At 65.0% G+C, this 12,242-nt stretch carries 12 protein-coding genes; 6 read left to right on the top strand and 6 right to left on the bottom strand.

Translation table 11 applies throughout. The annotated features are described in order from the left end of the window. Positions 1-7 precede the first annotated feature (7 nt). The 4 genes from BH683_RS15765 to BH683_RS15750 all read right to left on the bottom strand — a co-directional run bounded on the left by BH683_RS15765 (position 8) and on the right by BH683_RS15750 (position 3,127). Entirely contained in the window at positions 8-670 is a 663-nt protein-coding gene (locus tag BH683_RS15765; protein ID WP_084837210.1) for a TetR/AcrR family transcriptional regulator, read from the bottom strand. Between the two features lie 11 nt (positions 671-681). Beyond that, a complete protein-coding gene (locus tag BH683_RS15760) occupies positions 682-951 on the bottom strand; it encodes a hypothetical protein (RefSeq protein ID WP_084837328.1) in 270 nt (89 codons plus the stop codon). 153 nt (positions 952-1,104) lie between these two features. Continuing rightward, the gene (locus BH683_RS15755) at positions 1,105-2,508 is read right to left on the bottom strand and encodes an AarF/ABC1/UbiB kinase family protein (RefSeq protein ID WP_094647520.1); all 1,404 of its coding nucleotides are present in this window, start codon (positions 2,506-2,508) and stop codon (positions 1,105-1,107) included. Next, complete coding sequence (locus tag BH683_RS15750) at positions 2,474-3,127, bottom strand: TetR/AcrR family transcriptional regulator (protein WP_246833408.1); 654 nt, start codon at positions 3,125-3,127, stop codon at positions 2,474-2,476. Before BH683_RS15750 ends, BH683_RS15755 begins: the two co-directional genes overlap by 35 nt. A 75-nt stretch (positions 3,128-3,202) precedes the next feature. On the opposite strand from BH683_RS15750, the gene BH683_RS15745 reads away from it, so the two are divergent. Further along, on the top strand, positions 3,203-4,627 hold the full coding sequence (locus tag BH683_RS15745; protein WP_084837208.1) for a cytochrome P450: 1,425 nt from the start codon (positions 3,203-3,205) through the stop codon (positions 4,625-4,627). Positions 4,628-4,703: 76 nt separating this feature from the next. On the opposite strand, the gene BH683_RS15740 is transcribed toward BH683_RS15745, so the two are convergent. After that, positions 4,704-5,741, bottom strand: a complete 1,038-nt coding sequence (locus BH683_RS15740; protein ID WP_084837207.1) for an LLM class F420-dependent oxidoreductase — start codon at positions 5,739-5,741, stop codon at positions 4,704-4,706. A gap of 66 nt (positions 5,742-5,807) precedes the next feature. Between BH683_RS15740 and BH683_RS15735 the strand changes: the two genes are divergently transcribed. Genes BH683_RS15735 through BH683_RS15720 form a run of 4 tightly spaced genes read left to right on the top strand, consistent with a single transcriptional unit; the run spans position 5,808 to position 9,523 of the window. Next, the gene (locus tag BH683_RS15735) at positions 5,808-6,827 is read left to right on the top strand and encodes an OB-fold nucleic acid binding domain-containing protein (protein ID WP_084837206.1); all 1,020 of its coding nucleotides are present in this window, start codon (positions 5,808-5,810) and stop codon (positions 6,825-6,827) included. Continuing rightward, positions 6,824-7,867: a thiolase domain-containing protein gene (locus BH683_RS15730; RefSeq protein WP_210405226.1), complete on the top strand. Its 1,044-nt coding sequence runs from the start codon at positions 6,824-6,826 to the stop codon at positions 7,865-7,867. The genes BH683_RS15735 and BH683_RS15730 overlap by 4 nt, the downstream gene beginning before the upstream one ends. Then, positions 7,867-9,042: a thiolase domain-containing protein gene (locus tag BH683_RS15725; RefSeq protein WP_084837205.1), complete on the top strand. Its 1,176-nt coding sequence runs from the start codon at positions 7,867-7,869 to the stop codon at positions 9,040-9,042. The genes BH683_RS15730 and BH683_RS15725 overlap by 1 nt, the downstream gene beginning before the upstream one ends. A 37-nt stretch (positions 9,043-9,079) precedes the next feature. Continuing rightward, entirely contained in the window at positions 9,080-9,523 is a 444-nt protein-coding gene (locus tag BH683_RS15720; RefSeq protein WP_084837204.1) for a nuclear transport factor 2 family protein, read from the top strand. A gap of 122 nt (positions 9,524-9,645) precedes the next feature. On the opposite strand, the gene BH683_RS15715 is transcribed toward BH683_RS15720, so the two are convergent. After that, complete coding sequence (locus BH683_RS15715; RefSeq protein ID WP_084837325.1) at positions 9,646-10,914, bottom strand: cytochrome P450; 1,269 nt, start codon at positions 10,912-10,914, stop codon at positions 9,646-9,648. Positions 10,915-11,070: 156 nt separating this feature from the next. Between BH683_RS15715 and BH683_RS15710 the strand changes: the two genes are divergently transcribed. Further along, complete coding sequence (locus BH683_RS15710) at positions 11,071-12,237, top strand: steroid 3-ketoacyl-CoA thiolase (RefSeq protein WP_084837203.1); 1,167 nt, start codon at positions 11,071-11,073, stop codon at positions 12,235-12,237. Positions 12,238-12,242: the final 5 nt, after the last annotated feature.

Here is a 12,242-nt window from a genome sequence, read left to right as displayed (position 1 = left end):
TCTGCCTCTACGCCCCGCGCTTCATCAATCCATGGAACGCGATGTCGCTGGCGCCGCTGACGGATCGCGCACGCTTGTCGGCATCGTCGTCCGAGACGATCGATCTGACCAGACCCGGCATCGCCATCATCATCAACAATCGAGCGATGATCGGCTTCTGCTGGGCGGACAGCTCGAGCCACCCCTTGTCGACCGCCCGGGTCAGCGACTGCGAGACCATCGAGTTGATCATCGCCTCGAGCCCCACGACGCGCGCCTTCAATTCCTTGTCGATCGCGCTGGCCTGCACCCCGATCAACTTCAGCATCGCAGGCTCTGCGTCGATCATCGCGTAGAGCCGCTCGCTCACGACACCGATCTGCGTGACCATGTCCTGCGCGGAGTCGGGGTCGGCAGCCAGCAGCGCATTGGGGTCCACGGTCGCGAACGCGCGTTCGACCGCCCAGTCGAAGACCTGATCCAGCAACTCACGCTTGCTGCTCACGTATCGATACACGGTGCCCTGGCCGATTCCGGCCTGCTGGGCGATCTCCGCGATGGACGTCCCGTGGTAGCCGCGCTCGGTCAGCACCTCGAACGCGGCCTCGATGATCTGGGTGCGACGTTGGTCGGCCAGACCTTCGACCTTGGGGCGGCCGCGGGGACGGCGCGCGGGGGGTTGGTCTGTCATCAGGCGAGCGTTCAGGCCGAGGCGATCCGGCTGCCCAGGAAGCCGACGTAGCCGACCAGACCAACCAGTCCGAACAATCGGGTCGACCGGTTGGCAATCGCCAGTCCGATCACGGTTTCCGTCGCCCCGTTCGCGTATATCCATTCCCGGGTGTTCTCGGGAAAAGCCGGCTTGGTGATCGATTCGAACAATTGGGGGCGCACGAAATGCGCCACTCCGGTACCGGCAATTCCCGCACCGATGATCTTCGGGAGCACCGAATCGGCGGTTTTCACCGCGATCACGGTCGGGTTCTTCGACGCCACGCCCGCGACAACCTTTTCCACTGCAGCAACCTTCTTGCCACGGCGATTTCCAACCAACGTCATGCTCCACCTCTCGTCGCGGTCAACACTATCGAAGCCTTTGCGGCGCCGACGACCGACGGGCGGAGTTTATCCCGCATTCTTTCGACGCCATTGGGCAATCGACTCACCCATCGGCGTGGCAGGCCGCGGGTCGTAGAGCCATTCGCGTGCGATCGCCCCCCACGGAGCGGTCGCACGCAACTGGCCGAGCAGGGCGCACACGCTCATCTCGGTGCGGCGGGAGAAGGCGTGCGTATCGAGCAGATTCTGCTGCCTAATCTGGCCGAAGTGTCCCGAGCCCGGCAGCACAGCGGACGCGAACACCCGGCGCGCGAGGTCGTCGGTCATGGTCACCGGCTGCGGGACCAGGTGCCACCCCGCCACGCTTCGCATGTAGCCGACAGCGTCCTCCATACCCATCGCATCGGGGTCCGCGATGAACCCGGCGTCGACGATCATCTGGTAGACGTCCGCATCGCGCCTCTCCATCAGGGCCCTGAAGGCGTTGCGCTGCAGGGCCATATCGTCGCGATCCATTCTGAGATACAGCCCGAAGTCGAGGAAACCCAGCTTGCCGTCCGGCAGGACGAGGACGTTGCCGGGGTGCGGATCGGCGCAGAACTCACCGAGGTCATAGACACCGCCGCAGTAGAAGCGGTACACGGCTTCACCGATCCGATCCCGTTCCGCGACAGGCAGATCGATGGCTTCCGCGAAGCTCATCCCGTCGAGGTATTCGGTCACCAGCACCCGATCGGTGGACAGTTCGGCGATCGGCTCGGGTATCCGCCAGCTGGGATGGTCGCGGTAGAAGTCGTACATCCGACGGTGATTGGCCAGCTCGGTGCGATAGTCGAGCTCTGCGAGCACCCGCCTGCTGACCTCGGCGACGATCGGATCGAGGTCGACGCCGGGCAGCCTGCCGCGACCGAGGCGTACCACCAGCGCCAGATTCTTCAGATCGGCCCGGACCGCTGATCCGATGTCGGGGTACTGGATCTTGATCGCGACCTCACGGCCACCCCCGTCTTCGTTGCCGTCGAGGATGGCCCGGTAGACCTGCCCGATCGATGCCGCCGCGATCGGGGTGGGGGTCACCGTGAGCCGCGCGCGCGCCGCCGTGCCCAGCTGGGCGTCGAGGATCGACATCATGACGGCATCGTCGACGGCAGGCGCGCTGTCGAACAACGGTGCCAACCGGGCCCTGAACTCCTCCCGGGTGGCCGGAGTGCTCAAACCCACGTCGAACATCGACAACATCTGACCGAGCTTGAGCGCCGCGCCCTTCATGCTGCCGATCACGGTGACCAGTTCGTCGGCGAACCGCAGGAGGGCTTCGTCGCGCTTACGGGCATTGGCGGCGTCACTGCGCAGCGGCGCACTCAATTTGGCCGTCGTCGACCTCGCCGCGTGCGCGGCCACCACCCGGCCCAACTTCTGGCCGCGGGCGGCGCGGTCAGCCATCGGCCGGATCGCGCCGTGCGGCGTCATCGATCAACACGGCCAAGTTCGCCGGCCGGGCGGCGTCGGGCAAACCGAACAGGGCACCCAACAGTGCATGCTCGGCCATCTGGCGGAGATCGACGGCGTCCACGCCGTCATCGGGATCCGCCAGCCAGGCGTGGCAGGCGCTACGCATCATGACGAGCCAGCTGCGCACGGTGATCTGCAACAGCCGCGGGTGGGACGATCCGGGATCGAGAGCGTTCAAGATGCGTTCTTCCTGGACCCTGATCGATTCCTCGATCAGGGCGAGCACCTCGGGATCCGAGCTGGCCGAACCCTGGTAGATGGCTTGGGAACCGCGTCGATTGGCGAGGCAATTGGCGAGATAGACATCGATGCCGTGCCGGAGTTGGTCGAGCACACCCAGCGCGGGATCCGGGTTCGAGTCGGCCATCATCGCACTGGTCTCACGCCTGACGAGCTCGGCGAAGAACGCACGTTTGGTCGGGAAGTAGTGATACAGCAGGCCACGAGAGACGCCCGCCAATTCGGCGACCTGCTCGATGTGGACGTCGTCGTAGTGCTGCTCTGCGAAGAGTCGAGCACCCAGATCCAGCAACTGCCTACGGCGTTCCTCGGGAGACAGACGAGTACGTGCGGCCACGGGGCTCATATTACTTGACACAGGTTCAATAGCGGCACACAATCGCTATTGAACCAATCTCCAATAAGGAGCGTCATGGCCACAACCACCGAGCTGCCCACGCCGCGTGACCTCGTCGGCCCGAACAACTGGGGGCAGCAATTCCCCCACCCACCCGGCCGGGTCCGCCTACTCGGCGACGTCCGGTCGATCAAGATCGACGGCCCGGTCCTGAGCATGCTCGACTGGCCCGAAGACATCTGGCCGTTGGTGCAATTCCAGGCGTTCCGGCAACGATTCGTGTTCGCCGGCAGCGCCGAGATCACCGCGGAGCTCTGCGACGAGACCCGGTTCGAGAAGGTTCTGACGCCGGGGGTCGCGGCGCTGCGGGCCTTTGCCGGCGACGGGCTGTTCACGGCCGCGACCGACGAGCCCAATTGGCGACTGGCGCATGACCTCCTGATGCCCGCCTTCACCAAATCTGCGATGAAGAACTACCACCCGCTGATGCTCGATGCGATCTCCGAACTCTTCACCTTCTGGGAGCGTCGCGGCGACGTCATCGATGTCGCCCCCGACATGACGCGGCTGACGCTGGAGACTATCAGCCGGGCCGCGTTCGGGGAGGATCTCGGGTCGTTCGAGCGCGACACCCCGCACGCCTTCGTATCGGCGATGATCGCCGCACTCAAGACGGGCCAGCGAACCGGAGGACTCTCGGGACTTCCCGGCGCGAAGGCACTGACCGCGTTGATGACCCGGGCGAACGCCCGCCACCAGCGGTACATCGACACGATGCTCGAGGAGCTGGTCGCCGGACGTCGCCGACGTGGGGATGGCGGCGAGACCGATCTCTTGGCGATCATGCTGAGCCAGAACGCCGCACGGGAGCGCGACGTGCTCGATGACCGCAACATCGGGTATCAGATCCTCACCTTTCTCGTCGCCGGACACGAGACGACCTCTGGGGCACTGTCATTCGCGCTGTACCACCTGGCGCAGGACCGAGAACTACTCGCCCGCGCGCATGCAGAAGTCGACTCGATCCTCGAGGCAGACGCGGAACCGGCCTTCGAGCAGGTGGCAAAGTTCCGGCTGCTCCGACGCATCATCGACGAATCGCTACGCCTGTGGCCCACCGCGCCGGGCTTCTCCCGCGGACCGATCGAGCCCACCACCGTCGCCGGGAGATACGAGATGGCGCCGGGCGATTGGGCCATCGTGCACCTACCGAAGTTGCATCGCGATCCCGCTGTCTGGACCGAGCCGTCACGTTTCGACCCGGACCGCTTCCTGGCCGCCGAGGTCAAGAAGCGGCCCGCCCACTCGTACAAACCGTTCGGTACCGGTGAACGGGCCTGCATCGGCAGGCAATTCGCCCTCCACGAATCCGTCCTGCTCCTTGCCCGCCTGCTGCAGCGCTACGACTTCGAACCCGCCGATCCCGGCTACGAACTGGCCATCACCGAACGCCTCACCCTGATGCCATCGGGACTGCGACTGCGTATTCGCCGACGCTGACAGCTGCCGCATCGTTTGATGCGTCCCGCACCAAACGATGCGGGACGAGATCGACAACAATTTAGAACATGTTCACTCAGACGAGAGTGCCTAATCGGGTGATCTGGTCGACGTCTCGGGTGGTGACCATCAGCATGCTGACACCGGCTTGCTCCCAGTGCTTGATCTGACCGCGAACCGACTCCTCGTCGCCGACGATCAGCGTCTCGAGGACCATCTCGTCCGGCACCGCGGCGATCGCCTCTTCCTTGCGACCCGACAAGAACTTCTCCCCGATCTCCCGGACGACGTCCGAGTACCCCATCCGCCGGTAGACCTCGGCGTGGAAGTTCTGCTCCTTGGCACCCATCCCACCGACATACAACGCGGTCGACGGACGGTAGGCGTCGATGACCGCGGCCACGTTGTCGGTGATCTCGACCTGGACCGTGGCGGCGACCTCGAAGGTGTCGCGGGTACGCCGCGCCCCGACACGGGCGAAGCCTTCGGCGAGCCACTGCTCGTACATGTCCGACAGCCTCGGGGTGTAGTAGATCGCGAGCCATCCGTCGGCGATCTCGGCGCTCAGCGCGACGTTCTTCGGACCCTCGGCACCGAGCCAGATGGGCAGGTCATTGCGTAGAGGATGGGTGATCGGCTTGAGCGACTTGCCCAGCCCGGTCGATCCCGGAGCGTCGGCCGGATAGGGCAACGGATAGTGAGGTCCGGCATTCGTGACCCGGTCCTCTCGAGCGAGCACGTCGCGGATCACCTGGACGTACTCCCGGGTCCGCGCGAGCGGCTTCCCGAAGGGTTCGCCGTACCAGCCTTCGACCACCTGTGGCCCTGATACCCCGAGCCCGAGGATGTGCCGACCACCGGAGAGATGATCGAGGGTCAGGGCGTGCATCGCCGCGGAGGTCGGTGGCCGCGCCGAGAGCTGGGCGATACCGGTCCCCAGCTTGATCGTGGACGTCTGCGAACCCCACCAGGCGAGCGGGGTGTACGCATCCGATCCCCAGGACTCAGCGGTGAACACGGCGTCGTATCCGGCGGCCTCGGCGGCGGCGATCAATGCCGGTGCGTCGGGTATCGGCGCGGCCCCCCAATACCCCAGTTGCAAACCCAGCTTCATGCGCCTGTGACCTCCTGATCGATCAAGTCCTTGCGAACAAATCTAGAACCTGTTCTACTCGATTCTGTGAGCGTCAGCCAGATATCCGCAGGATTCGCAGCCGTAGTCGCACCGATCGAGGACCCGGACGATCCGGTCCTGTCCGCGCCACTGCACAACGCCTTTGATTACACACGGTCGCTCGGACCGGTCCTCGGGCGCTTCGCCCGAGGCCTGCTCGACGGCAAGATCATCGGTGGACGCAGCGCGGACGGCACCGTATACGTCCCTCCCGTCGAGTTCGATCCCGTCACCCGCGCCCAGATCGACGACTTCGTCGAGGTGTCCGAGGTGGGCACCATCAAGTCGTGGAGTTGGATGGCCGAACCGATTGAGGGCCAGCCACTCTCGCAACCCTTCGCGTGGGCTCTCATCGAACTCGACGGCGCCGGCACCAGCCTCCTACATGCGGTCGCCGCCGACGGCCCCGACGCGCTGAGCACCGGGGCCCGCGTCCACGCGGTGTGGAAGACCGATCGCACCGGACGCATCGACGACATCGACCACTTCGCACTGGGCGGAGACCCGGAACCCGCGGCCCCTCGGACCAACGAGCCGTCCGACACCGACGGGATCATGATCACCACCCCGCTCGGACTGACGATCGACCACACCGCGTCCGTCGAGGAGACCTGGTACCTGCAGGGCCTCAAGGAGGGCAAACTGTACGGCGGCCGGACCGGACCCGATGCCCCGGTCTATTTCCCACCCCGCGGCGCCGACCCCACCGACGGCAACCCGACCGGTGAACGCGTCGAGGTCTCCGACAAGGGCGTGGTCACCACGTTCTGCATCGTCAACGTGCCGTTCCTCGGCCAGCAGATCAAGCCGCCCTACGTGGCCGCCTACGTGCTGCTCGACGGCTCCGACATCCCGTTCCTGCACCTGATCCTCGACGTCGAGGCAGCAGACGTGCACATGGGCCTGCGGGTCGAAGCGGTCTGGCGACCGCGCGAGGAGTGGGACCACACGCTGCGCAACATCAGCCATTTCCGTCCGTCGGGCGAACCCGACGCCGATTACGACTCGTACAAGGATCACCTGTGACCAGTACCCATCGCGAGATCCCGCCCATCGCGGTCATCGGATTCGCACACAGTCCACACGTCGATGCGACCTGGGGCACCACCAACGGTGTCGAGATGCTGGTCCCCTGCTTCCAGAAGCTCTACGCCGACCTCGGCATCGTCCGCACCGACATCGACTTCTGGTGCTCGGGATCGTCGGACTACCTTGCCGGCCGGGCCTTCTCGTTCATCTCCGCGATCGACTCCATCGGCGCCGTCCCGCCGATCAACGAGTCGCACGTCGAGATGGACGCCGCCTGGGCCCTCTACGAGGCGTGGGTCAAGATCGCCACCGGTGAGGTCGATGTCGCGCTCGCCTACGGCTTCGGCAAGCCATCGGCGTCCAACACCGATCAGGTGCTGACCCTGCAGACCGACCCCCACACCGTCGCGCCGCTCTGGCCGGACGCCCGGTCGCTGGCGGCGCTGCAGGCCCGTGCCGGAATCGACTCCGGGGCCTGGACCGAAGCCGACATGGCCGCGGTCGCCGCCCGTGGTTCCGACGCATCCGCGGAGGACCTGCTGCGCAGCGACTACGTGGCCAATCCCCTTCGCGCCCACGACACCTGCCGGTACACCGACGGCGCCGCGGCGATCATCCTGGCCAGTGAACACAGGGCACGCGAACTCGTCGCCAATCCCGCCTGGATCACGGGCTGGGATCACCGGATCGACACCCCCAACTTCGGGGCCCGCGACCTCACGAAGTCGCCGTCGACCAAGCTCGCCGGTGACACGGTGCTCGGCACCGACCGCAAGGTGGACGTGGCCGAACTACACGCGCCCTACACCCACCAAGAGCTGATACTCAAATCCGAACTCGGTCTCGACGATTCGGTGATCATCAATCCGTCGGGCGGCGCGCTGGCGGCCAATCCGCTGTTCTCCGCCGGACTCGAGCGCATCGGCTTCGCCGCCACCGCGATCCTGAACGGCGACGCCGGCACCGCGCTCGCGCATGCGACCAGCGGTCCGCTGTTGCAGCAGAACATGGTTGTGAAACTGGAAGGCAAGAACTGATGGGGCGCTATCGCGCGGCGGTGCTCGGCACCGGCCAGACCAAGTATGTTGCCAAACGCCATGACGTCTCGATGGCCGGATTGTGCCGCGAAGCCATCGACAAGGCGCTGATCGACGCGCAGGTGTCGATGGACGACATCGATGCCATCGTCATCGGCAAGGCGCCCGACCTCTTCGAGGGCACCATGATGCCCGAACTCGCGCAGGCACAGTCCCTCGGCGCCGAGGGCAAGCGGCTCATCCGCGTCCACACCGCCGGCTCGGTCGGTGGATCGACCGCGAACGTCGCCGCGTCGCTGGTGACCTCGGGTGTGCACCGCCGCGTCCTCGCCATCGCCTGGGAAAAGCAGTCGGAGTCGAATGCCATGTGGGCGTTGTCGATCCCGGTCCCGTTCACGATGCCGGTCGGTGCCGGAGCGGGCGGCTTCTTCGCACCTCATATCCGGTCGTACATCCGGCGTACCGGTGCCCCCGACCACATCGGCGCCATCGTCGCGGCGAAGGATCGGCAGAACGGCGCCCTGAACCCTCTGGCCCATCTGCATCAGCCCGACATCACCGTCGACAGCGTGATGGCCTCGCAGATGCTCTGGGATCCGATCCGCTACGACGAGACCTGCCCGTCGTCCGACGGGGCGTGCGCGGTGGTCATCGCCGATGAGGAGACCTCGGATGACGCTGTCTCCAGGGGGATTCCGGTCGCCTGGATCCATGCGTCGGCAATGCGGACCGAACCACTGGCCTACTCCCATCGCGACACCGTCAGCCCGCAGGCCGGCCGCGACGCCGCCGCCGCCCTGTGGAAGGCCGGCGGCATCTCCAACCCACTCGAGGAGATCGACACCGCCGAGATCTATGTCCCGTTCTCGTGGTTCGAGCCGATGTGGCTCGAAAACCTCGGGTTCGCGGCGGAGGGCGAGGGCTGGAAGCTGACAGAGTCCGGTGAGACCGCCATCGGGGGCAAGCTGCCCGTCAACGCGTCGGGTGGTGTGCTGTCATCGAATCCGATCGGCGCATCGGGCATGATCCGGTTCGCCGAGGCGGCCATCCAGGTACAGGGCAAAGCCGGCGATCATCAGGTCAAAGATGCCCGGAAGGCTCTCGGCCACGCGTATGGTGGCGGCTCACAGTACTTCTCGATGTGGCTCGTGGGCTCCGACAAGCCCACCCATTGAGCCGGCCGACACAACCACCCACCGATCGGATCAGGTCATGACCAAAGCAGAACCCGCCTACATGAACATCGACCGGGCCAACAATCCCGCGGTTGTCGCCGGACGTCTGTCCCGCGAGTACGTGGGGTCGAGGAACAAGGCGGCCTGGGTCAATCTCTTCGCCGAGGACGGCATCGTCCAAGACCCGGTCGGCCCGTCGATGTTCGACGAAGAAGGCATCGGGTTCACCGGGCACGATCGCATCAGCGACTTCTGGGACCTGTCGATCGGGACCACCGAGCAGATCGAGTTCGCCTTCGACGAAGAGATCATCTGCGGCAACGAGGTCGCCTACATCGGCAAGATCATCACCCACATCCACGGCCACATCTCGGAGGCCCGTGGAGTGTTCACGTACCGCGCGAACGACGACGGCAAACTGACTGCGCTGCGGGCGTTCTGGGAAGTCGAGAAGACGATCAACTCCGTCCGCAAGGCCTAGCCCGAGCCCCGATCTTGGTGGGTTTTGGCGAGTATTTCCCCATGTGACGCTCACCAGAACCCACCATTTTCGGGACACGAAGAAGCCCCCCATCCTTTCGGACGGGGGGCTTTCTCGTGTGTCTAGCCGCCGTAGTTGACCGACAGCTCCTTGACTCCGTTGATCCAGCCATGCCGGAGCCGGCGGGGCTCCGCCAGCTTGGTGATGTCGGGCATGTGATCGGCGATCGCGTTGAAGATCAGGTTGATCTCCATGCGGGCCAGGTTGGCGCCGACGCAGTAGTGGGCGCCATGGCCACCGAAGCCGACGTGCGGGTTGGGATCGCGCAGGATGTTGAACTCGAAGGGCTTATCGAAGACGTCCTCGTCGAAGTTGGCCGATCCGTAGAACATCCCGACGCGCTGGCCCTTCTTGATCTCCTGGCCACCGAGGACCAGATCATGACGGGCAGTACGTTGGAACGCGTTGACCGGGGTGGCCCAGCGGACGATCTCGTCCGCGGTGGTGGCCGGTCGATCACGCTTGAAGAGCTCCCACTGGTCCGGATTGTCGAGGAACGCATTCATGCCGTGGCTGATGGCGTTACGGGTGGTCTCGTTGCCGGCGACGGTCAGCAGGATCACGAAGTAACCGAACTCGATCTCGTCGAGCGATTGTCCGTCGATGTCGGCGTTGACCAGAGCGGTGACGATGTCGTCGGCCGGACACTTCTTGCGTTCCTCGGCCATCGTGTATGCGTAGCCGAGGATCTCGGCGGACGACAGCTGCGCCGGGGTCAGTCCGGATTCGTCATCGACCTCGTTGAACTCCGGGTCATCGGCGTTCATCATGTTGTTCGACCAGTGGTACAGCTTCTCCCGGTCGTCCTCGGGAACGCCGAGCAGGTCGGCGATGGCCATCAGCGGCAGATTGATCGCGACGTCTTCGACGAAGTCTCCGTTGCCCTTTGCCGCGGCATCCTTGACGATCTTCTGTGCCGCATCCTCGAGCTTCTCTTCGATCGCATGCACCGCCTTGGGCGTGAACAGCTTCGAGATCAGCTTGCGCAGACGGGTGTGCTCGGGCGGATCGTGGTTGATCAGCAGAGCCTTCGTGATGTCGAGCTGCTCAGACGTCATCGCGTCGTCGAACCGCATGATCACACCGTTTTCGTTGGTGGACCAGTTGTCGTTGTTCTTCGAGATCGCACGCACATCCTCGTGCTTGCTGACGACCCAGTAACCGCCGTCGGAAAAGCCACCGCCTTTACCCTCGGCTTGGGCATTCCACCAGACCGGCGACGTCTTTCGCAGCTCTGCGAATTCCGTCACCGGGATCCCTTGTTCCAACAGGTCAGGGCTGGTGAAATCGAAACCCTCTGCGAACGGGCACACCTTCTCGGCCTGCGTCATTGCAACCACCTAAATGCTAGACATGAACGTGTTCTAGTTCGATGGTAGAGCACAATGCTGAACAATGGCTACTACCTGCTGCAATAGGACTTGTGTCCAGTTGGCAACTTGTTCTAGTTTCGAATTCTGCACATCAACGCACTCGAAGGGATTGACATGGGAAAACCGGTGATAGTCGAGGCCACCCGCACTCCGATCGGCAAGCGAGCGGGGTGGCTGTCGGGCCTGCATCCGGCGGAACTCCTTGGCGCGGCGCAGAAGGCGGTGATCGAGCGGGCGGGGATCGACCCCGCTGAGATCGAGCAGGTGATCGGTGGCTGCGTGATGCAGGTGGGTGCACAGTCGAACAACGTCACGCGCACCGCCTGGCTCCACGCGGGCCTGCCCTGGCAGACCGGTGCCACCACGATCGATTGCCAGTGCGGGTCCGCACAGCAGGCCAACCACCTGATCGCGGGCCTGATCGCCTCCGGCACGATCGACGTCGGCATCGCCTGCGGTGTGGAATCGATGACGACGGTGCCCCTCGGCGCCAATGTGATGGTCGAGAACGCCGGATTGCGGCGGCCCGAATCCTGGGACATCGACATGCCCAACCAGTTCGAGGCGGCCGAGCGCATCGCGACCCGTCGCGGCATCACCCGCGAAGACGTCGACGCCCTCGGCGAACGAAGCCAGCGGCTGGCCAGACAAGCGTGGGACGAGGGCCGCTACGACCGCGAGGTGTTCTCGCTCAAGGCCCCAGAACGCACGAAAGAGGGTGAACTGACCGGCAACATCCTCGACGTCGTCCGCGACCAGGGTCTACGCGAGACCAGCCTGGAATCTCTGGCAAAGCTCAAACCCGTCATCGAGGGCGGTATCCACACGGCCGGCACCTCCTCGCAGGTCTCCGACGGCGCTGCCGCGGTGCTGATCATGGACGAGGACAAGGCCAAGGCTCTGGGCCTGCGGCCCCGTGCGCGTTTCGTCTCACAGGCTCTGGTCGGCGCCGAACCGTATTACCACTTGGACGGACCCGTGCAGGCCACCGAGCGGGTGCTCGCCAAGTCCGGGATGAGCATCTCCGACATCGACCTGTTCGAGGTCAACGAAGCGTTCGCCTCCGTGCTGCTGTCGTGGGCGTCGGTGCATAATCCCGACATGGACAAAGTCAACGTCAACGGCGGCGCCATCGCCATCGGGCACCCCGTGGGATCCACCGGTTCCCGGCTCATCACCACCGCGCTGCACGAGCTGGAGCGGTCGGACAAGTCGACCGCCCTCATCACCATGTGCGCCGGCGGCGCGCTCTCGAGCGGCACCATCATCGAGCGGATCTGAGGCCC

The organism is Williamsia sp. 1138, from assembly GCF_002095435.2.
In the GTDB taxonomy this organism is placed as follows: domain Bacteria; phylum Actinomycetota; class Actinomycetes; order Mycobacteriales; family Mycobacteriaceae; genus Williamsia.
Note: the sequence above shows the minus strand (reverse complement) of the source record. Positions and strands in the feature narration are given on the sequence as shown.